Source organism: Methylobacterium sp. Gmos3 (genome assembly GCF_056430985.1).
In genome coordinates this window covers 20,302-40,603 of sequence record NZ_JBWJYL010000006.1, presented here as the reverse complement: position 1 = coordinate 40,603, position 20,302 = coordinate 20,302, and the positions used below count along the sequence as shown (strand labels likewise).

22 protein-coding genes are annotated in these 20,302 nt (G+C 69.9%); 9 read left to right on the top strand and 13 right to left on the bottom strand.

What is annotated here, in order from left to right:
- Positions 1–30 precede the first annotated feature (30 nt).
- From ACS5Q7_RS13330 to fchA, 3 genes are all read left to right on the top strand, one after another.
- Positions 31–975, top strand: coding sequence for a D-2-hydroxyacid dehydrogenase (locus ACS5Q7_RS13330; protein WP_478339800.1), 945 nt, complete (start codon positions 31–33; stop codon positions 973–975).
- A 191-nt stretch (positions 976–1,166) separates the two neighbouring features.
- The gene (locus ACS5Q7_RS13325) at positions 1,167–2,027 is read left to right on the top strand and encodes an NADP-dependent methylenetetrahydromethanopterin/methylenetetrahydrofolate dehydrogenase (RefSeq protein WP_478339799.1); all 861 of its coding nucleotides are present in this window, start codon (positions 1,167–1,169) and stop codon (positions 2,025–2,027) included.
- Positions 2,027–2,668 carry a methenyltetrahydrofolate cyclohydrolase gene (fchA, locus tag ACS5Q7_RS13320; protein ID WP_478339798.1) on the top strand — a complete coding sequence of 214 codons (642 nt, stop codon included), beginning with the start codon at positions 2,027–2,029 and terminating at the stop codon, positions 2,666–2,668. Before ACS5Q7_RS13325 ends, fchA begins: the two co-directional genes overlap by 1 nt.
- A gap of 178 nt (positions 2,669–2,846) precedes the next feature.
- Here fchA and ACS5Q7_RS13315 read toward each other — a convergent pair whose 3' ends face one another.
- Together ACS5Q7_RS13315 and ACS5Q7_RS13310 are read right to left on the bottom strand one after the other, a co-directional pair.
- Complete coding sequence (locus ACS5Q7_RS13315) at positions 2,847–3,377, bottom strand: gamma carbonic anhydrase family protein (protein WP_478339797.1); 531 nt, start codon at positions 3,375–3,377, stop codon at positions 2,847–2,849.
- Between the two features lie 22 nt (positions 3,378–3,399).
- Positions 3,400–4,179, bottom strand: a complete 780-nt coding sequence (locus tag ACS5Q7_RS13310) for an ABC transporter ATP-binding protein (protein WP_478339796.1) — start codon at positions 4,177–4,179, stop codon at positions 3,400–3,402.
- A 108-nt stretch (positions 4,180–4,287) separates the two neighbouring features.
- Here ACS5Q7_RS13310 and ACS5Q7_RS13305 point away from each other — a divergent pair, with 108 nt between their 5' ends.
- Entirely contained in the window at positions 4,288–4,578 is a 291-nt protein-coding gene (locus ACS5Q7_RS13305) for a hypothetical protein (protein ID WP_478339795.1), read from the top strand.
- Between the two features lie 177 nt (positions 4,579–4,755).
- Positions 4,756–4,938 carry a hypothetical protein gene (locus ACS5Q7_RS13300; protein ID WP_478339794.1) on the top strand — a complete coding sequence of 61 codons (183 nt, stop codon included), beginning with the start codon at positions 4,756–4,758 and terminating at the stop codon, positions 4,936–4,938.
- Here the strand turns inward: ACS5Q7_RS13300 and ACS5Q7_RS13295 are convergent, their stop codons facing one another.
- The 3 genes from ACS5Q7_RS13295 to ACS5Q7_RS13285 form a co-directional block, all read right to left on the bottom strand.
- Positions 4,939–5,748, bottom strand: coding sequence for an ABC transporter permease (locus ACS5Q7_RS13295; RefSeq protein WP_478339793.1), 810 nt, complete (start codon positions 5,746–5,748; stop codon positions 4,939–4,941). It lies immediately after the preceding gene.
- Positions 5,749–5,767: 19 nt separating this feature from the next.
- Positions 5,768–5,929, bottom strand: coding sequence for a hypothetical protein (locus tag ACS5Q7_RS13290; protein WP_478339792.1), 162 nt, complete (start codon positions 5,927–5,929; stop codon positions 5,768–5,770).
- A 93-nt stretch (positions 5,930–6,022) separates the two neighbouring features.
- Positions 6,023–6,538, bottom strand: coding sequence for an META domain-containing protein (locus tag ACS5Q7_RS13285; RefSeq protein WP_478339791.1), 516 nt, complete (start codon positions 6,536–6,538; stop codon positions 6,023–6,025).
- A gap of 179 nt (positions 6,539–6,717) precedes the next feature.
- Between ACS5Q7_RS13285 and ACS5Q7_RS13280 the strand changes: the two genes are divergently transcribed.
- From ACS5Q7_RS13280 to ACS5Q7_RS13270, 3 genes are all read left to right on the top strand, one after another.
- Positions 6,718–7,041, top strand: coding sequence for a helix-turn-helix domain-containing protein (locus tag ACS5Q7_RS13280; RefSeq protein WP_478339790.1), 324 nt, complete (start codon positions 6,718–6,720; stop codon positions 7,039–7,041).
- A 66-nt stretch (positions 7,042–7,107) separates the two neighbouring features.
- On the top strand, positions 7,108–7,845 hold the full coding sequence (locus tag ACS5Q7_RS13275; protein WP_478339789.1) for a PIG-L deacetylase family protein: 738 nt from the start codon (positions 7,108–7,110) through the stop codon (positions 7,843–7,845).
- Positions 7,842–8,693: a galactosyltransferase-related protein gene (locus tag ACS5Q7_RS13270; protein ID WP_478339788.1), complete on the top strand. Its 852-nt coding sequence runs from the start codon at positions 7,842–7,844 to the stop codon at positions 8,691–8,693. Before ACS5Q7_RS13275 ends, ACS5Q7_RS13270 begins: the two co-directional genes overlap by 4 nt.
- A 641-nt stretch (positions 8,694–9,334) precedes the next feature.
- On the opposite strand, the gene ACS5Q7_RS13265 is transcribed toward ACS5Q7_RS13270, so the two are convergent.
- From ACS5Q7_RS13265 to argJ, 7 genes are all read right to left on the bottom strand, one after another.
- The gene (locus ACS5Q7_RS13265) at positions 9,335–10,303 is read right to left on the bottom strand and encodes an HpcH/HpaI aldolase/citrate lyase family protein (protein WP_478339787.1); all 969 of its coding nucleotides are present in this window, start codon (positions 10,301–10,303) and stop codon (positions 9,335–9,337) included.
- Between the two features lie 259 nt (positions 10,304–10,562).
- Positions 10,563–13,310, bottom strand: a complete 2,748-nt coding sequence (locus tag ACS5Q7_RS13260) for a phosphoenolpyruvate carboxylase (protein WP_478339786.1) — start codon at positions 13,308–13,310, stop codon at positions 10,563–10,565.
- A 184-nt stretch (positions 13,311–13,494) separates the two neighbouring features.
- Positions 13,495–14,385, bottom strand: a complete 891-nt coding sequence (gene sucD / locus ACS5Q7_RS13255; protein WP_243959259.1) for a succinate--CoA ligase subunit alpha — start codon at positions 14,383–14,385, stop codon at positions 13,495–13,497.
- Positions 14,386–14,406: 21 nt separating this feature from the next.
- Positions 14,407–15,585, bottom strand: a complete 1,179-nt coding sequence (locus tag ACS5Q7_RS13250; RefSeq protein ID WP_412759819.1) for a malate--CoA ligase subunit beta — start codon at positions 15,583–15,585, stop codon at positions 14,407–14,409.
- A gap of 392 nt (positions 15,586–15,977) precedes the next feature.
- Complete coding sequence (locus tag ACS5Q7_RS13245; RefSeq protein ID WP_478339785.1) at positions 15,978–16,388, bottom strand: (deoxy)nucleoside triphosphate pyrophosphohydrolase; 411 nt, start codon at positions 16,386–16,388, stop codon at positions 15,978–15,980.
- Entirely contained in the window at positions 16,385–17,089 is a 705-nt protein-coding gene (locus ACS5Q7_RS13240; RefSeq protein WP_478339784.1) for an SIMPL domain-containing protein, read from the bottom strand. The genes ACS5Q7_RS13245 and ACS5Q7_RS13240 overlap by 4 nt, the downstream gene beginning before the upstream one ends.
- Positions 17,086–18,333, bottom strand: coding sequence for a bifunctional glutamate N-acetyltransferase/amino-acid acetyltransferase ArgJ (argJ, locus tag ACS5Q7_RS13235; protein ID WP_478339783.1), 1,248 nt, complete (start codon positions 18,331–18,333; stop codon positions 17,086–17,088). Before argJ ends, ACS5Q7_RS13240 begins: the two co-directional genes overlap by 4 nt.
- A gap of 314 nt (positions 18,334–18,647) precedes the next feature.
- Here argJ and ACS5Q7_RS13230 point away from each other — a divergent pair, with 314 nt between their 5' ends.
- Positions 18,648–19,001, top strand: a complete 354-nt coding sequence (locus tag ACS5Q7_RS13230) for a response regulator (RefSeq protein WP_478339782.1) — start codon at positions 18,648–18,650, stop codon at positions 18,999–19,001.
- Between the two features lie 495 nt (positions 19,002–19,496).
- Here the strand turns inward: ACS5Q7_RS13230 and ACS5Q7_RS13225 are convergent, their stop codons facing one another.
- Positions 19,497–20,279: a TetR/AcrR family transcriptional regulator gene (locus ACS5Q7_RS13225; protein WP_478339781.1), complete on the bottom strand. Its 783-nt coding sequence runs from the start codon at positions 20,277–20,279 to the stop codon at positions 19,497–19,499.
- Positions 20,280–20,302: the final 23 nt, after the last annotated feature.

The following is a 20,302-nucleotide window of genomic DNA, read 5'->3' as shown; positions in this document are numbered from 1 at the left end:
CCCGGCCGCCGGAGAGGGAGCCGACGACCCATGGCGAAAAAGATCGTGTTTCTCGACCGGGAATCGCTCGATGCGACCCTGAAGCCGTTCAGCTTCGAGCACGAGTATGTCGAGCACGAATCGACCTGGACGCCGGAGGACACGGTCGCCCGCCTGAAGGGCGCCGAGATCGCCCTCATCAACAAGGTGCCGATGCGCGCCGAGGTGCTGAAGCAGCTCCCGGACCTCAAGCTCATCGCGGTGGCCGCCACCGGCACGGACGTGGTGGATAAGGCCCAGGCGAAGGCCCAAGGCATCACCGTCGTCAACATCCGCAACTACGCCTTCAACACCGTGCCTGAGCACGTGGTCGGCCTGATGTTCGCCCTGCGCCGGGCCATCGTGCCCTACGCCAATTCGGTGAAGCGGGGCGATTGGGCGAAGTCTCGCCAGTTCTGCTACTTCGACTACCCGATCTACGACATCGCCGGCTCGACGCTCGGCATCGTCGGCTACGGGGCGCTGGGCAAGTCCATCGCCAAGCGGGCCGAGGCCCTGGGCATGAAGGTCCTGGCCTATGACACCTTCCCGCAGGAGGGCCTGTCCGACTTCGAGACGGTGCTCACCCAGTCCGACGTCATCACCCTGCACGTCCCGCTCACGCCGGAGACGAAGGGCCTGATCGGCGCCGCCGAACTGAAGCGGATGAAGAAGAACGCCATCCTCATCAACACCGCCCGGGGCGGCCTCGTGGACGAGGCGGCGCTGCTGGAAGCCCTCAAGGACGGCACCATCGCGGGCGCCGGCTTCGACGTGGTGGCGCAGGAGCCGCCCCGCGACGGCAACATCCTCTGCGACGCCGACCTGCCGAACCTCATCGTCACGCCGCACGTCGCCTGGGCGAGCAAGGAGGCGATGCAGATCCTGGCCGACCAGCTCGTCGACAACGTCGAGGCGTTCGTCGCCGGCAAGCCGCAGAACGTGGTCGAGGGGTAGGTTTCGCCTCACCGTTTCACCCCTGAACCTCATCCTGAGGTGCCGCGTCAGCGGCCTCGAAGGAGGGCTCCAGGGATCGCGCCGGGCTCTGGAGGCCTCCTTCGAGGCCCACTTCCGTGGGCACCTCAGGATGAGGGCTTGGGCGGGATGAGCCGGCTCATGATCGCAATCGACTGAAGGGTCCGAGACGTATGAAAAAGCTGCTGTTCCAGTTCGACACCGATGCGGCCCCGAGCGTTTTCGACGTGGTGGTGGGCTACGATGGTGGGGCCGATCACATCACCGGATACGGCAACGTCACGCCGGACAATGTCGGCGCCTATGTCGACGGGACGATCTACACCCGGGGCGGCTCGGAGAAGAAGTCGACCGCGATCTTCGTCGGCGGCGGCTCCATGGCCGAGGGCGAGGCGGTGTTCGAGGCGGTGAAGAAGCGCTTCTTCGGCCCGTTCCGCGTCTCCTGCATGCTCGATTCGAACGGCTCGAACACCACCGCCGCCGCCGGCGTCGCGCTGGTGGCCAAGGCCGCCGGCTCGCTGCAGGGCAAGAGTGCCGTCGTGCTCGCCGGCACCGGCCCGGTGGGCATGCGCTCGGCCGCGCTCCTGGCGGGCGAGGGCGCGCACGTCACCATCGCCGGCCGGGCGCTGGACAAGACGCAGGCCGCGGCGGACGCCATCAACAAGCGCTTCAAGGTGAACGTCCAGGCAGCGGCGACGCCGGACGAGGCGTCCCGGATCGCGCTCGCCAAGGGCAAGAACCTGATCTTCACGGCCGGCGCCATCGGCGTCGAGCTGCTGCCGGAAGCGGCCTGGAGCCAGGATCCGGCGGTGGAGTTCCTGGCCGATTACAACGCCCAGCCCCCGACGGGCATCGGCGGCCTCGATGCCATGGACAAGGGCAAGGAGCGCCACGGCAAGAGCGCGTTCGGCGCGCTCGGCATCGGCGGCCTGAAGCTCAAGCTGCACCGCGCCTGCATCGGCAAGCTGTTCGAGAGCACCGACACGATGTTCGACGCCGAGGAGATCTACGCGCTCGCCAAGGAGATGGCGTGATGGGCGACAAGACCCGGCCCGAATCCGACTCGATCGAGACGTTCCTGACGGAACTCGCCAGCGCCGCCCCCACCCCCGGCGGCGGCGGGGCGGCGGCCATCTCCGGGGCCATGGGCGCGGCCCTGGTCTCGATGGTGTGCAACCTGACCATCGGCAAGAAGAAGTACGTCGAGGTCGAGGCGGAACTGAAGGACGTGCTGGCCCGCTCGGAGGGCCTGCGCGTCGGCCTCACCGGCATGATCGCCCAGGACGTCGCCGCCTTCGATGCGGTGATGGGCGCCTACGGCCTGCCGAAGGGCACCGACGAGGAGAAGGCCGCCCGATCCGAAAAGATCCAGGCGGCGCTGAAGGAGGCGTGCGACGTGCCGCTCTCCTGCTGCCGGGCCTGCCGGGCGGTGATCGACCTCGCGGCGATCACGGCGGAGAAGGGCAACCTGAACGTCGTGTCGGATGCGGGCGTGGCCGTGCTCTCGGCCTATGCCGGTCTGCGCAGCGCCGCGCTGAACGTCTACGTCAACGCGAAGGGGCTCGAGGATCGCGAGTTCGCTCAGGAGCGCCTGGACGAGCTTGAAGGCATCCTCGCCGAAGCCGGACCGCTGACCGAGAAGGTCTACGAGGTGGTGAAGGGCAAGGTGAACTGAGGCCAACTCTCCCTCCCCCCTCTGCGGGGGAGGGTACCCTGCGAAGCAGGGGGGGAGAGGGGATCGATAGTGCCGGATGGATCGCTCCCGATGCTTCATCCTGCACCGTCGCTCCCCTCTCCCGACCCCCTTCGGGGGCCACCCTCCCCCGCAGAGGGGGGAGGGCTGAGTGCCCCGCTCAATCCACCCGCCGCAGGCCCTTCTTGTACCGCCGCCCGTTCTCCACGTAGCGGCGGGCCGCCTCCCGCAGGCCCGCGATGGCCGCCTCGTCGAGGGTGCGGATCGCCTTGGCCGGCGCGCCGACGATCAGGCTGTTGTCCGGGAACTCCTTCCCCTCGGTCACGAGGGCGTTGGCGCCGACGAGACTGCCCTTCCCGATCTTCGCCCCGTTCAGGACGGTCGCGCCCATGCCGATGAGCGTGCCGTCGCCGATGGTGCAGCCGTGGACGATGGCCCCGTGGCCCACCGTGACGTCCTCGCCGAGGGTCAGCGGGAAGCCCGGATCGACATGCATCACCACGCCCTCCTGCACGTTGCTGCGGTCGCCGATGCGGATCGGCTCGTTGTCGCCGCGCAGGGCCGCTCCGAACCAGATCCCCACATCGACGCCGAGATGCACCTGCCCGATCACCTGCGCGTCCGGCGCGATCCAGGTGCGGTCCGGGTCGGCGAGCTGGGGGACGTGCTCGTCGAGGGCGTAGAGGGGCATGGCGTCTCTCCGGGAAGGGGGGCTACCACCAATTGGCGTTGGTGGGCGCGGCGTCGAGCCGGGACGGGGCCGGCTTCAGCGAACGGTCGAGGGCGGACAGGATCGACCGCACCGCCGCCTCGCTCTGCGGCGAGGCCGGATCGCGCGGGCGCGGCAGGCCGATGCGGATCGTCTCGTCGAGCCGTCCGGGGCGCGGGCGCATCACCACGGCCCGGTCGGCCAGCGCCACCGCCTCCCCGACATCGTGCGTGACGAGGATCACCGTCGGGCGGTGCTCCTCCCACAGGGCGAGGAGATGCCCGTGCAGGCCCTTGCGGGTGAAGGCGTCGAGCGCCGAGAACGGCTCGTCGAGGAGCAGCACCCGGGGCTCGGCCACGAAGGCGCGGGCGATGGAGACGCGTTGCTGCTGGCCGCCCGAAAGGTCGCGGGGCCAGCGCCCGGCATGGTCCGCGAGGCCGACGCGTTCCAGGGCGTGCATCACCCGCGCCCGGCGCTCGCCGCGCTTCAGGGCGGACAGGCCGAAGCCGACATTGGCGGCGACATCGAGCCAGGGCAGCAGGCGCGGCTCCTGGAACACCAGTCCGACACCGGGATGCGGCCCGGCGATGGCCTCCCCGTCGAGGGAGATCGCCCCGGCGCTCGGCCGGTCGAGGCCGGCGATCAGGCGCAGCAGGGTGGTCTTGCCGCAACCGGAGCCGCCGACCAGGGCGAGGATCTCCCCCGGCGGCACGGTCAGCGCGATGCGCTCCAGCGCCCGCGTGCCGTCGGCATAGGTCTTGGTCAGGTCGCCGATGGCGAGCACGCCGCGCTCCGCTTGTCCTGAAAGCCGTTCTCGGCTCCCGCTCCCTGTCGCGGGAATGGCACAGGTGAGTCCGGCCTGCCAATGCTAAGTGGGGCCACGGAGGGCGCGATGACACGTTGGAAGCTCGCTGTCGGTCTCATGGCGCTCGCCGCCGCCTCGCCCGCCCCGGCGGCCGATCTGCTGCGGCCCGTCCCCCCGCCGGCCCCCCTCGGCCGCTTCCTGGCGACCTGCGAGGATCTCGGCCAATTCTGCTTCGCGGAAGGCTGCGGGCGCGATCAGATCGACGCGGCGCAAGCGTGTCGGGCCCAGTGCCGGAGCGCGGTAATCATGACGGTGCGGCCCGTCGCCTGCCCGCTGCCTGTCCCGCCCGGCACGGTGATCCTCCGCCGCCGCGGCTGAGCGGTTTCCTGTCACGCCCGGGTGCCTGTGCGCGGCCGTGAAGGAAAATAATGCTTATTCAGGAAAAACATGGGGCGGCGTGCAACGAAGTCGCGCGCGCCGCATTGTTCCGGCAAAGTTCCCATACGCTGTGAAAGGCCGGTGCTCGCCGCCTGTCGCGAGGGCCGGACCAGGACGATGCTGAAAAGTGACCTTCACCCGCCGCATGACGGCCCGAATGCCGACCCCGTGCTCTATGGGGTCGCGGCCGGGTTGGCGCAGCTGTTCCCGCCGGTCGAATCACCGAAACCGTGCCAGGGGCAGGACGGTCGCCGGGCCGAGGGCCTGACCGAGCGGTCCGGCGAGCGCGGCGAGCGCTGATCAGAGCGAATCGCGCGCCGTATCCTGCCAGCGCACCAACGGGGCGGTGAGGCCGACGAGGAGCGCATCCGCGAGCTTGCCGACCACGGCGAACGCGATGATCGCGGCCATGATCTGGTCCGGCTTGCCGAATTGCTGGCCGTCGACCAGCAGGTAGCCGAGGCCCTCCGAGGCGCCCATCAGTTCCGCCGCCACGACGAACAGGAAGCCGAGACCCAGCCCCGTCCTGAGGGCGGTGAGGGTCGCGGGCAGCACGGCCGGCAACAGGATCCGGCGCACCTGCGCCGCCTTCGACAGGCGGAAGACCCGGCCCACCTCCACCAGCTTGCGGTCCACCGAGGCGATGGCGCCCGCCACCCCGACATAGACCGGGAAGAACACGCCGACGGCGATCAGCAGCACCTTCGGCGTCTCCAGGATGCCGAACCACAGGATGAACAGCGGCACCCAGGCGAGGGAGGGCACGGCCCGGAGCGCCTGAAGGCTCGGATCGATGAGCGCGCGCAGGCGGGGCAGTGTGGCGACGAGGGCGCCGGCCAGGATGCCCGCCAGCGCCCCGAAGGCGAAGCCGAGGCCGACGCGGGTCAGCGTCGCCTCGATATGGATCGCGAGATCGCCGGAGAGCGCAAGGTCCCGGAGGGTGGCGCCGATCCGGCTCGGCGGCGGCAGCAAGCGGCCGGAGAACAGCCCCGCATCGACGCCCCCTTCCCACAGCAGGGCGAGCGCCACGGGCGGCAGCAGCCCGAGCAGCAGAGATGTGCCGCGCCGGGGCGTGGCCGGCTTCGATTCGGCGTCGGGGATGGCGTTCACCGGGTGGCGGGGAGCCTGGTCAGGCGGCCAGCCGCGAGAGGAGGAGCAGGGTCGCGGCGACCGGCGCGGCGGCGGCGATCCACAGGGCGAGGGGGTTGAAGCCGCTGGGGCCGGCGGCTCGCGCCGGCGTCAGGCCGCACCGTGGCGCGGCGCCATGTCCCGAACCCAAACCGACCGGCATACGCGACCTCCCTGTCGTCGGGAGAGAGAATACCGGAAGCCCTGAAAGCCGCCTGAACCCAAACGGCTTTCCGGGATCGTCATGAACAGATTCTTACAGGGCGCGGTCGAACTTCAACTCGCCGCTCGGGCTCTTCAGCACCAGCTGCGAGCCGACGAGATCCCAGGCGCCTGCCGTGCGCAGGGCGACGAAGAACGCCTGCTCGCTGGCCGCCAGCGCCTTGTCGCAAGCCTTCTTGGTGAGTGCCAGCGGGCCGACCGCGATGTGCTGCTCCTTCAGCGGGAAGGCGGTCGCCGCGAAGGTGTTGCAGCCGCCGTAGCCGCGGGCGCGGTACTGCTTGTCCACGATGAAGCTCGGCCGGTCGGCGCCACCGAAGGGCTTGCCGTTCAGGCTCACCGCCGTCCAGGTCGAGTCCAGCGGGAAGTTCTTCTCCTGCGTCTTGGCGCCCGGCACGTACTGGGGCTTCTTGCCATCCTCGCCGCCGGGGCGGCGATAGCCCTTGCCAAAGCCCGTGGTCGGGCCGCCCATCTGCGCCTGCGCCTGACTCGTCGCGACCACGCTCGCGGCCGTCACGGTACAGGCCAGCGTGGCGATCAGCACCGCTCTCATCGTTCTGTCCCTTCAGTCGCGCGTTCGCGCTCGTTGGTCTGTCCGGCGCCGCCCCCCTGCGGGACCCGGCGACGCCGTCCATGGCGCGGAATTTCAGCACAATTATGATCACGGCGGGCGCCGCAAGGAAACGTTGCCGGGCCGGCGCCGTTGTGGACCACGATGACGGGAGGCTTGGCGTGACGGGATCCGACGAAGGCGTCCAGAGCGGCGCAGTGCCCCTGGCGATGAGCCCGGCGCAGTCGCGGGCGGCGCGGGGGCTGCTCGGCTGGTCCGAGGCGGACCTCGCGAAGAAGGCGGGCTGCGAGGCCTCGCTCGTGAGCAGCTTCGAGAACGGCTACGGTGATTCGCCCTCGGGGCAGATCGAGGTGCTGCGCAGCGCGCTCACCGCCGCCGGCATCGTCTTCACCGAATCACCCCATCCCGGCGTGAGCCTCGGCGAGGCGCGGGGCGTCGACGAGGGCACGCGGCTCGGCAACCTGACGACCGAGAACGACCGCTGACGCGCTCAGGGCTCGTTCAGCCGGCCTGGCCGATGGTCCGGCCGAACCTGGAGAGCCCCGACCGCGATGCGTGCCGACGACTTCCTCGCCGCCGCCGATTCCCTGCCGTTCGGTACCCTCGACGCCCTGGCGGGGCCGGGCGGTCTCGTTGTGGTTGCGCCGCATCCGGACGACGAGAGCCTCGGCTGCGGCGGGCTCATCGCCGCCGCCCGCGCCGAGGGCCGCGACGTGCGCCTCGTCGTGGTGAGCGACGGCTGCGGCTCGCACACCCATTCGGCCCTCTATCCGCCGGAGCGGCTGCGCTCCTTACGCGAGGACGAGACCCGCCGCGCCGCCGCAACGCTCGGCATGGACCCCGCCCACGTCACCTTCCTGCGCTTGCCCGACGCCCATGTCCCGAGCGAGGGGCACGAGGCCGAGGCGGCGGCGCTCGCCGTGGCCGAGGCGGCGCGGGCGGGCGCAGCGAGTGCCGTGTTCGTGACGTGGCGGCATGATCCCCATTGCGACCACAAGGCCTCCGCCGCCATCGTCGGCCTCGCCCGGCGCCACATGCCCGGCGTGCGGATCTATGAATACCCCGTCTGGGGCTGGACCCTGCCGCCGGAGACCGAGGTCGGCCCCCCGCCGGAGGGGATGCGCCTCGACGTGTCGGCCCATGCAGCCACCAAGGCGAAGGCGGTCCACGCCCACGAATCGCAGACCACCGGCCTCATCAGCGACGACCCCACCGGCTTCCGCCTGGAGCCGGAAATGATCGAGCGCCTGTGCGGGCCGAGCGAGCGCTTCGTGGCGATCCCCGCATGAGCCTCGCGGTCGTCACCCTGAACAAGGGGCGGGGGGCGCATCTCGCGCGGCTCCTCGAAGGGCTGGCGCGGGGGCAGGCGCCGGATCGCTGCATCATCGTGGAGATGGGCGGGGATACGACGCCGCTGCCGCCGCTGCCCTTCCCCGTGGAGCGCGTCCCCCTCGCGGGCGAGGGCCTACCCTTGGCGGCGGCGCGCAATGCCGGGCGCCGGGCGGCGGGCGAGGCGGACACGCTGGTCTATCTCGATGTCGACTGCATCCCCTCGGCGGATCTCGTCGCGGGCCTCGCGGCGGCGGTCGCGGAGCGCGACGGGCTGATCTGCTGCGCGGTACGCTACCTCCCGGCGGGTGCCGTGCGGGACGGCTGGCACGAGGCCGACCTCGCGGCGGCGGGGCATCTGCATCCAGTGCGGCACTTCCCCGAATCGGGGATCGTGGCCTCGCCGCAGCCCGGCCTGTTCTGGTCGCTGGCCTTCGCGGTGCGGGCCTCGACCTACGACCGGATCGGCGGGTTCGACGAGAGCTTCTCCGGCTACGGCGCGGAGGATACGGATCTCGCCTTCCGCGCGGCGGCGATGGGGGTGCCGATCCTGTTCCTCGGCGGCCCGCTGGCCTTTCACCAGCACCATGCGGCCTACGACCCGCCCCTGCAGCATTTTCGCGACATCGTCGCCAACGCGCAGCGCTTCCATGATCGCCACGGGATCTGGCCGATGGACGGATGGCTCGACGGCTTCGCCCGACTTGGCCTCATCGCGAAAACCTGGCGGGAGGGCATCACGCTGCGGCGCGACCCCACGCCGGAGGAGATCGCCGCCGCCCGCCTGCCGGACGAGCGGCCGTTCTGACAGGCCATCCACTGTCTTGAGGGGAAGCTTCGCCGGTTCTTGGCGCGGCGGGCGATTTGGCTTATCATTCGGGAGTGGGATCAGTGCGGCATACACCGATCCCTGGCGATCACCCGTTAGGGTTTAGCCATTTCAGGAAGATTGGATGGACGGCGAGGCGGAGCCTGACACTCCACTCGCCGTTTCCCTTCCTGACGATCGTCAGAACGATGACCATTCGTCCGACTCCCGGCCGCAACCGACCGCGTGCGGCCCGTCACGGGCGGGCTGGTGAGGCCCGCGGAAACTTTCCTATCAAGTTGGATTCGAGTGGCGCAACCGAAAGCGTCGGTTCTTGGCGCGGCGGGCGATTTCGCTTATATTCGGGAGTGGAGCCGGTGATGGCTACACCGGCTCCTGGCGATTACCCGTTAGGGTTTAGCCACGTCAGACCGAACATGTGGACGGCGAGTCGGAGATGAACTCTCCACTCGCCGTCTGCTCTTCTGACGATCGTCAGAGCGAAGACCATTCGCTTACTCCCGGCCGCAACCGGCCGCGTGCGGCCCATCACGGGCGGGCTGGTCAGGCCCGCGACAATATCCCTATCAGTACGGACAGAAGGCGCAACCGAAGTCACGCCTCCTATCCGGTGCGCGCGGCTAGCGCATTGCGTCGGCCTTCTCGATCAGCGCCTCGGCCATGCGGATCGAGGCGATGTCGATGAGGCGGCCGTCGAGGGAGACGGCGCCGCGCCCGGCCTTTGCGGCCTCCTGCATCGCTTCGAGGATGCGGCGGGCCTTGGTCACTTCGGCCTCAGAGGGGGTGAACACCTCGTTGGCTAGCTCGATCTGGCTCGGGTGGATCGCCCACTTGCCCTCGAAGCCCAGGGCCGAGCAGCGGCGGGCCGCCGAGCGGTAGCCGTCCGGATCGGAGAAGTCGCCGAACGGGCCGTCGATGGGGCGCAGGCCGTAGGCGCGGCAGGCCACCAGCATCCGGTTCTGCGCGAACAGCCACGGGTCCTGCCAATGGGTCTGGCGGTTGCCGGATTCGTCCTTGTCGGTGAGCACCGAGAAGTCGGGGTTCACGCCGCCGATGACGGTGGAGCGGGCGCGGGTCGAGGCGGCGTAGTCGGCCACGCCGAAGGACATGGCCTCCAGGCGCTTGGACGACTGGGCGATGGCCTCCACGTTGGCCATGCCGAGCGCGGTCTCGATCAGCACCTCGAAGCCGATCTTCTTCTCGCGCTTCTTGGCCTGTTCGATCTGGGTGGTGAGCACGTCGATGGCGTAGACGTCGGCCGGCACGCCGACCTTGGGGATCAGGATCATGTCGAGGCGCGGGCAGGCCTCCACGATGTCCACCACGTCCCGGTACATGTAGTGGGTGTCGAGACCGTTGATGCGGATCATCATGGTCTTGTTGCCCCAATCCAGGTCGTTCAGCGCCTGGATGATGTTCTTGCGGGCCTGCTCCTTGTCGTCGGGCGCGACGGCATCCTCAAGGTCGAGGAAGATCACGTCGGCGGCCGAGGAGGCCGACTTCTCCATGAAGGTCGGGTTCGAGCCGGGAACGGCGAGTTCCGAGCGGTGCAGGCGCGCCTTGGCCTGTTGGATCAGGGTGAAGCTCATTCTTGTTTTCCTCCTTGGGTGATCTTGTCCCGCGCGGGTGGGATGGGGCGCCGGGGTTTCAACTGGTGTTGCTATCCTTTTGGAACAGGCGAAAAGATCGTTTCTGTCCCACAACTCTTCCTCATCCTGAGGTGCCCGCCCTGGCGGGCCTCGAAGGAGGGCTCCAGGCGTCGCGGCAGTGTCTGGAGCCCTCCTTCGAGGCGGCTACGCCGCACCTCAGGATGAGGGGGATAGATGGGATGGCAATGAAAGGCTCATGTCACCCCGTCGCCCCGAAGCCGACGGCGATGCAGTTGATCGACAGGAGGAGGGCGGATTTCACCGCCTCCTTCCGGTCCTCGTCGGTCTCGCTGCGGTAGCGGGCGAGCAGTTCGACCTGCTCGCGGGAGACTTGGTTGATCGTCGGCAGCCGCCCCTTCAGCCGGTCGCGGAACAGGGGGAAGCGCTCGGCCAGTTCCGAGCCGCCGCTCACCCGCAGCACCATCTCCCGCGTCAGGGCGTATTCGGCCTCGATGGCGGAGAAGATCCGGTCGCGGATGCCTGCATCCTGCACGAGGCCGGCATAGGCGCGGGCGATGTCGAGATCGACCATCAGCAGCGTCTTCTCGACCTCGTCGAGCACGAGGCGCAGCACCCGCGAATCCGCGAACAGCCGCTTCAGGGTGGCCTCGCCCTCCCTGCCGCGCACGTCGATGAAGCTCGCGAGGCCGGAGCCGACGCCGTACCAGCCGGTGACGACGTGCCGGTTCTGCGACCACGCGAACACCCACGGGATCGCCCGCAGGTCCGAGAGCGAGCGCGCGCCGAAGCGCCGGGCCGGGCGGGAGCCGATGTTGAGGAGCGCGATCTCGTCCAGCGGGCTCGCGGCCTGGAAGTAATCGACCAGACCCTCCGTGTTGAGCAGGTTGACGTAGGCCGCCCGCGAGGCCCCCGCGAGGGCTTCCAGGGCGTCGTCATGGCCCGCCGGCTGGCCGTTGCCGTCGCCGGCGAGCGCATGCTCGAACACCGAGGCCGCGAGCAATTCCATCTGGTAGGCGGCGGTGCCCCGGTTCGCGTATTTGAACGAGACGACCTCGCCCTGCTCGGTGATGCGGAAGCGTCCCCGGATCGAGCCCGGCGGCTGGGCCGCGATGCCGCGATGGGTCGGTACGCCGCCCCGGCTCACCGAGCCGCCGCGCCCGTGGAAGAAGGCGATCGGTACGCCGAGCTCCTGGCCGAGCCGCGTCAGCTTGCTCTGCGCCTTGTAGAGTTCCCAGTTTGCCGCGACGAAGCCGCCATCCTTGTTCGAATCGGAATAGCCGATCATCACCTCCTGCACCCCGCCCTGCCAGCGGGTGGAGCGGCGCACCACCGGGACGGCGAGCAATTCGCGCATGATGGCGGGCGCGGCGCGCAGGTCGTCGATGGTCTCGAACAGGGGCACGATGGGCAGCGGGCAGATCTCGGTGCCGGAGGCGTCGAGGAACACCCCCGCCTCCTTGGCGAGCAGGTAGGCGCCGAGGATGTCCGGCACCGAACGGGTCATCGACAGGACGAAGGCGCCGAAGGCCTCGCGGTCGAGGTTCTCGCGCATCTCGGCCACGAGGGCGAAGGTGGCCAGCGTCTCGCGGGCGGCGTCCGGCAGGTTCTCGAAGGAGCGCTCCGGGTCGCGCGGACGGGCGAGGCTCGCGTCGAGCCAGGACCGCCATGCGGGGGAATCGAGGGCGGGGGGCTCGCCCTCGCCGTTCTCCTGCTGCCACAGGGCGCGCAGGGTCTCACTGGTGCGGGTGGTGTTCTCGCGCAGGTCGAGGCGCACGGTCGAGAAGCGGAAGATCTCCACCATCCGCCGCACCGGCCGCACGAGGTCGCGGGCCAGCGCGCCGCATTTCGCGTCGGCGAGGCCGCGTTCCAGGGTGCGCAGATCCTCGATCAACCCATCCGCGCTGGGATAATCCGGGCCGGAGGGGTGCCGCCCCTCGTTGCGGGCGATGGTCGCCTCGATCTTGCGCAACACGCAGGACAGATACTGGCGATAGGCCTCGCCGGGGTTGCGGCGCTCGATGGCCCGCGCCTGCCCGCTCTCGGCCAACTGATGTGCGAGGGCATCGCGAAACGCCGGGGGCACGGGAAGCGTCCGCTCGGTGAGCGACAGGGTACGGCCGAGTTCGCGCACGCCGTCGCGGTAGCGGCTGAGCGAGGCGAGGGCGTTGCGCTGGAGCGTGGTGCGCGTCACCGCCGCCGTCACGAACGGGTTGCCGTCCCGGTCGCCGCCGATCCACGAGCCGAACTGGAAGAAGGGCGGCACCTTGAACGGGGTGTCGGGATAGGCCTCGCTCAGCGATTCTTCCAGGGAGACCATGGTCTCCGGCAGCATCTCGAACAGCGATTCATCGAAGAAGTGCAGGCCCCAGGCGACCTCGCGCTCCACCGTCGCCTTCTCAAGGTGCAACTCGCCCGTCATCCAGACCAGTTCGATCTGGTCGCGCAGCTCGTTCATCAGGCCGTTGCGCTCGCGGTCGGTCCAGCGCGGCATCTCCAGCTCGCGCAGCACGAGGTAGATGCGGCGGAACTTCTCCAGCACGGTCACGCGCTTGCCCTCGGTGGGGTGGGCGGTGAGCGTCGGGCGGATGCGCAGGTCGTTGAGCAGCGCCTGGATCGTCTCCGGCGGGATGCCCCGGGCGCGAGCCTCGGAAAACACCTTCGCGAAGGAGCCGCCCAGCGCCGCGCGCCCCTCCGTCCGCTCCGTGTGGCGGCGGCGGCGCATGGCGGCGTTCTGCTCCGCGATGGAGATCAGCTGAAACCAGATCCCCTGCACCTGAAGGGCGCGGGCCAGCATCTCCGGCGAGAACCGCGAGATGTCGGCGGTGCCGTGCAGCACCGCTTCCAGCTCGGGATCGTGCCGGCGGGCGACGTCGAGCAGGGCCTGGAACAGGATGTCCAGCGCGCCCTCGGACGAGGTGCCGGTGATGACCGGCGGCGCGAAGCCTGTGACCGAGGCCGAGGGGCTGGCGTGAAGCGTGGTGGGCATGGGGTCGCCCTCTTTTCTGTCGTTCGTCTCGAAGGTCGCGGCGACGCCTGCGCCCTCTCTCAAACCGGGCTCCGTCTTTGCGAGCGGAGCGAAGCAATCCAGGGACACGCCACGGTCTGAGACGTCCCGCTGCCCTGGATTGCTTCGCTATCGCTCGCAAAGACGATGAGGCTTTTGGAAGCGGCTACGCCGCCCGCGCGAGCACGTCGGCGACGGTCTGGCCGAAGGAGCCGGGATCCGGCGCCACGGTGAGGCCGTAGCTCTTCATGATCTCGGCCTTCTCGGCGGCGCTGTCGCCGGTCGCCGAGATGATCGCGCCGGCATGGCCCATGCGCCGGCCCTTCGGGGCGGTGAGGCCGGCGACGAAGCCGATCACCGGCTTCGACATGTTGTCCCGGATCCAGGCCGAGGCCTCGGCCTCCTGCGGGCCGCCGATCTCGCCGATCATCAGCACCGCGTCGGTGTCCGGGTCCATCTCGAACAGGGCGAGGTGGTCGAGGAAGGACGAGCCGTTGATCGGGTCGCCGCCGATGCCCACCGAGGTCGAGATGCCGAGGCCGAGTTCCTTCAGCTGCGAGGCGGCCTCGTAGCCGAGGGTGCCGGAGCGCGAGATCACGCCGACATTGCCCTTCAGGTAGATGTGGCCGGGCATGATGCCGAGCATCGACTTGCCGGGCGAGATGATGCCCGCGCAGTTCGGGCCCACCACCATCGTCCGCTTCTCCTTGGGGTAGCGGTAGAGGTAGCGCTTCACCCGCATCATGTCCTGGGCCGGGATGCCATCGGTGATGGAGCAGACGAGGCGCAGGCCCGCATCGGCCGCCTCCATGATCGCGTCCGCCGCGAAGGGCGGGGCGACGAAGGTGATCGAGGTGGTGGCGCCCGTGGCCTCCACGGCCTCCTTCACGGTGTTGAACACCGGCAGGCCGAGATGGGTGCGACCGCCCTTGCCGGGCGTGACGCCGCCGACGACGTTGGAGCCGTAATCCAGCATCTCCTTGGCGTGGAAGGTGCCCTTGTCGCCGGTGATGCCCTGGACGATGATCGGCGTGGTTTCGTCGATGAGGATGCTCATGGCGCGATCTCCCCCCTGAACTCAGCGGTTGTTTTTGGCGGCGTTGCAGGCGTCGACCGCCTTGCGCGCGGCCTCGGTCAGCGTGTCGGCGGTGATGAGGTCGAGGCCGCTTTCGGCCAATATCTTCTTGCCGGCCTCGACGTTCGTGCCGGCGAGCCGCACCACCAGCGGCACGTCGATCTTCACCTCGCGGGCGGCCTGGATGACGCCTTCGGCCACCCAGTCGCAGCGGTTGATGCCGGCGAAGATGTTGACGAGGATCGCCTTCACGTTGCGGTCCGAGAGGACCAGCCGGAAGGCGGTCGCCACGCGCTCGGGGGAGGCGCCGCCGCCGACATCGAGGAAGTTCGCCGGCTCACCACCCGCGTGCTTGATCATGTCCATCGTGGCCATGGCCAGGCCGGCGCCGTTGACGATGCAGCCGATCTCGCCCTCGAGGCCAATGTAGCTGAGGTTGTGCTCGGCGGCCTGGGCCTCGCGCGGGTCGCCCTGGGACGGGTCGTGCATGTCCGCGATGCCGGGGCGGCGGAACAGGGCGTTGTCGTCGAACGACATCTTGGCGTCGAGCGCCAGCACCCGGTCGTCCTTGGTGACGACCAGCGGATTGATCTCCAGCATCGTGCCGTCGCAATCGCGGAACGCCCGGTAGGCGTTCATGATCGTCTTCACCGCCGCAGCGACCTGCTTGATGTTGAGGCCGAGCTTGAATGCGATCTCGCGGGCCTGGAACTGCTGCAGGCCTACGGCGGGCTCCACCACGACCTGGATCAGCGCCTGAGGCTCCTCGGCGGCGATCTGCTCGATCTCCATGCCGCCGCGCTGGCTGGCGATGACGCGGACGCGCTCGGCCTTCCGGTCGAGGACGAAGCCCAGATACAACTCGCGCTCGAAGGGGTCGGCGGTCTCGACGTAGACGCGCTGGACCGGCTTGCCCTCGGGGCCGGTCTGGTGCGTGACGAGGCGCTTGCCGAGGAGTTCCTTGGCCGCGTCGCGGACGTCGTTGTAGGTGCGGCAGAGCTTGATGCCACCGGCCTTGCCGCGGGCGCCGGCATGGATCTGCGCCTTCACCGCCCAGAAGGAGCCGCCGAGTTCGGTGGCGGCGTAGACCGCCTGGTCCGGGCTGAAGGCGATGGCGCCTTTCGGAACCGCGACTCCGAAGCTCGCGAGCAGCTCCTTGGCCTGGTACTCGTGAACGTCCATGCGGCGCCTCCTCCGGTGTCTCTTGGTGACCCGTGTTCGGCGTTTATTTTACTTGTAGCCCACGATTCCGCCCGTCAAATTTTTTGATTTGCTGGTTCACCTAGCCTTCTTCGCGGACGCAGCACGAACCGTATGCAATGGTGCGCTGCGAAATGCTTTGGGACACCGGGCTATGACGCGTCGTGGTGCCCCTTCGTCTTGAGGTTCGGATAAAAAATATTTAGCCGCTTCGCGAACGCGGCTCGCCGCCCGCGCCGTCATTGCGAGCGCAGCGAAGCAATCCAGTCGGCACTGCCACATCCGGAGGGAGCGCGCCCTGGATTGCTTCGGCTCCGCCTCGCAATGACGGGGGCGTCGTGCCTTTGGTCTGCGGCCATGCCTGGGCGGGGCGCTTACCCCAGCAGGTCGATCAGGAACGGGATCAGCGGCGCGTCGGCCGGGGGCATGGCGAGGTCGCGCAGGGCCTTCGGGCGGACCCATTTCAGCGCCTGTCCCTCGAGGGAGCGCGGCGTGCCCTCCCAGCGGCGGCAGACGTAGAGCGGCATCAGCAGGTGGAAGTCGGGATAGGCGTGGCTCGCGAAGGTGAGGGGCGCGAGGCAGGGCTCCGCGACCGTGATGCCAAGCTCCTCCGCGAGTTCGCGGATCAGGGTCTCTTCCGGCCGCTCGCCGGGCTCGACCTTGCCTCCGGGGAACTCCCACAGGCCGGCGAGCTGCTTGCCGGCGGGGCGCTCGCTCACCAGCACGCGCCCATCGGCATCCACGAGCGCCACGGCGACGACGAGGAGGAGGCGCAGGCTGCTCATCGGTCGAGGGCGAAGGTGGCCGAGACGGACGCCGCGCTCTCGATCATGCCGGCCTCGATCGGCACCGGCCGCGCCTTCGCGAACGGCGCCGCCATGGTGCGCATCGGGAAGGGCGCGGGGCCGGCGTCGAGGGCGGTGAGGGTGCAGAGCGGCCCGAGCTTGGCGCCCACCGCCTCGGCCAGGGCCGCCGCGCGGGTGCGCGCATCCTTGGCGGCGGCCACTTCGAGGGCCGCGCGGGCCGCGTCCGGGTCGCGCAGGCCGAAGGTGATGCCGTCGATGCGGTTCGCGCCGGAGTCGAGCGCCTTCCGCAGGATGTCGCCGAGGCGAGCCATGTCGCCGACGCGCAGGCGCACGACGTTGGTCGCCGAATAGCCGTCCGGCTCTTCGGTGACGCCCCCCGGCCGGTTGACCGTGCGGGTGACGGGCTGGAGGCTCACCGCCGCCGTGCCGATTTCGGCGGGCGACAGGCCGGCCTCGCGGGCGATGGCGGAGAGGCCCGCCACCGCCTTGGAAGCGGCATCGAGGGCGGCCGCCGCGTTGGCGCCCTTCGCCTCGATGCCGACGGCGACCTCGGCGTAATCCGGCGCCTGTGTCGAGGAAGCGTGCCCGGTGATGCTGATATGCCGGGCGCAGGGGCTTTCGTCGGCGCGCGCCGTGCCGACCGCCAGCGCCGCGAGGAGGGCGAGGGGGGCCGCTCTCACGAGCGGTAATCCCCGTTGATCTCGATGTAGCCCTTGGTCAGGTCGCAGGTCCATACCCGCGCTTGGCCCGAACCGAGGCCGAGATCGACCCGGATCTCTACGTTCGGCTCGCGCATCACGGCGCTCGCGGCCTCCTCGCTGTAGGCGGGGTCGCGGGCGCCATCGACGGCGACGCGGACATCCCCGAACCAGATCGCGAGGCGGTCGCGGTCGGCGGGCTCGCCGGCCTTGCCCACCGCCATCACCACCCGGCCCCAATTGGCATCCTCGCCGGCCACGGCGGTCTTCACCAGCGGCGAGTTGGCGATGGACATCGCGATGCGGTGGGCCGAGGCATCGCTCTCGGCGCCGCCGACCTTCACCGTCACGAACTTGCGCGCGCCCTCGCCGTCGCGGGCGACGAGCTGCGCCAGTTCCACGAGCAGATCGTCCAAAGCCGCCTTGAAGCCGGCGAGCGCCGGGTCGGCGGCATCCGCCACCTCCGCGTTGCCGGCCTGGCCCGTGGCGAACAGCATCAGCGTGTCGGAGGTCGAGGTGTCGCCATCGACGGTCACGCAGTTGAAGCTGTCGTTCGCGCCCTGCGCCAGCAGCGCCTGCGCGGCACCCTTGGAGAGGGCGGCGTCGGTGAAGACGAAGGCGAGCATCGTCGCCATGTCGGGGGCGATCATCCCCGCGCCCTTGGCGATGCCGTTGATGCGAACCTTGGTGCCGCCGATCTCGGCCTCGCGGGTGGCGAGCTTGGGGAAGGTGTCGGTGGTCATGATGGCGCGGGCGGCCTCGGCCCAGGCCTCGGCGCCGTCCTGCGCGCGGCCCGCGCATTCGGCGAGCACACCCTCGAAGCGCTCGGCCGGCAGCGGCTCGCCGATCACGCCGGTCGAGGCAATGTAGACCTCGTCCTCGGCGCAACCGGCGGCCTGCGCGGCGATCCGGGCGGTCAGCGCCACCGCCTCGCGGCCGAGCCGGCCGGTGAAGGCGTTGGCGTTGCCCGAATTGACCACGAGGGCGCGGGCCGCGCCGTTGGCGAGCGAATCGCGGCACCAATCGACCGGCGCCGAGGGGCATTTCGAGCGGGTGAACACCCCCGCCGCCCGCGTGCCGGCATCGAGCCCGACGAACAGCACGTCCGTGCGCCCGCTGTAGCGGATGCCGGCCTGCGCCGTGGCGAGGCGGACCCCGGCGACCGGCGGAAGATCGGGATAGGGGGTGGGCGCGAGGGGCGAGACGGGCGACGGCTTGGACGACATCGAATCGGAAGCTCCGTGATCCGGCTGAGAGCCGGCCGCAGCGTGGTGTTGCCCGCCACGTCCCCGCCGCGTCAACCGATTCCGAGGCGGTTGCCCAATACGGCGGCGCCTTTGGCGCATGCCTTCCCTTTGGGCAAGCTGGGCGCCCTTTGGGGCAATTTCGCGATTCCACCCTTGCGTGAATTCACGTTGACGGCTTAGCATACCGCATCGCAACGCGAAGTGGTGGTCTTACGCGCATGGGATCAGCCGCCGTCGGACCCTCCGTACGGTTTCCTTCCGCTACCGGGGGTTGCTACCGCATCCAAGTGCTCGTGGTCGGGCATAACAAACGCTGGCGCGACGAGGCGGCGGCGCATGTCCACCGCGTCGGCTTCCAGGCGACGGTCTGTGACCGTGGGGTCGATGCGATGACGGTGCTGGCGTTGGGTCTGCCTGTCGATGTGATGGTCATCGACGCGGCGTTACAGGGCGGCCTATGCTGCAGCCGCCTCGCCGTCGAGGCGCGTGCGCTGCGGCCGAACCTGCGCATCGTCTTCGCGAGCGACGACACCGACGACGGCATCGCCGACATGATCCCCGACGCCCTCACCGTGGAGCGCGACCGCCTCACCGGCGGCGAAATGGTCGGCACCGTGCGGGACGTGCTGGCGGGGCGGTTGTCCTGAGACGCAATTTTATACCCGGCCTGCATTAAGCACGGGCAACCCCTCTCCCCGCTTGCGGGGAGAGGCCCATTGACACCTTGTCGTGTCGGCGGGAAGCGCAGGCGAAGCCGGAGCGGTGGTGAGGGGGCTCGCCGGGAGAGCTCCTTTCGGCGAGCCCCCTCACCCTCGGCTGCCGCCTCGCTTCGGCGACGACAAGGTCGCCGAAGCCCTCTCCCCGCGAGCGGGGCGAGGGGAATGCTCACCGCCGACGCTCTCTTACCCGCCCCTCACCAAGCGCGGGCAACCCCTCTCCCCGCCTGCGGGGAGAGGCCCACGGACACCTTGTCGTGTCCGTGGGAAGCGCAGGCGAAGCCGGAGCGGCGGTGAGGGGGCGTGCCGGGTGAGGCTCGTCCTGTGAGCCCCCTCACCCTCGGCTGCCGCCTCACCGCGCCGACGACGGGGTCGTCGCGGCCCTCTCCCCGCAAGCGAGGCGAGGGGAATGCTCTCCTTCGGCGCTCACATCCTCGGCGGCTCGTCGTGAGCGGTCTCGTCCCGGTCCGCCCGCGAGCGGCGGTCGAGGAGGGAGCGGCCCACGGCGCGCAGGGGGGCGGTGAGGCGGCGGACGTCCTCCGCCCGCTCCATGAACCGCTCGCCGTTGCGAATCTCCTTGTCGAGCCGCGCCATGGTCCGGGCGAGCGCGGGATCCTCGTCGTCCAGCCACACCTGCGTGACGCGGGCGAAGGCGATCACCACGCCCTGCAGCTTCAACTGGCCGAGCGGCCCCTCCGTGTCGATGCCGGCGGCGGCCAGCATGTAGCGGTGCGAGTTCAGCATCACGCCGTTGAGGGCGAGCAGTGAGAACGGGTCGCCGCGCAGGGCGTAGGAAATCCGCCGCAGCGCGATCTTGTAAGGCGTCATCGCGTCGAGGCGGCGCATCAGCACGTCGAACAGGCGCTCCCGCGTCGGCTCGTCGGCGAGGTCCGATCCGTCGCCCTCCAGAACCTTCCGGTCGATGATGCGGGCGAGGCCGCCGAGCACGGCGCCCTTGGAGGGAAACAGTTCGCGCAATTCGCCGAGCGTCAGCCCCGCCTCGCGGGCGATGTCGCTCACTTCGATGTCGTTCCAAGGCTGCTCGGCGGCGAGCCGCATCAGCGCCTCGACGGCGGCCTCGCGCGGCGGGAGCTTCGGGGCGGCCGGCGCCGCCTCGTGCTCCGGTGCAGAGGTGTGCGTTGCGGCGGGGGAGGCGGCTGGGGCCGCGGCCTTGCGGGGGCGCTTGGGCGGGCCTTTGGGTTCGGTCATCGCAGGTCGTCGTTCCGGTCTGT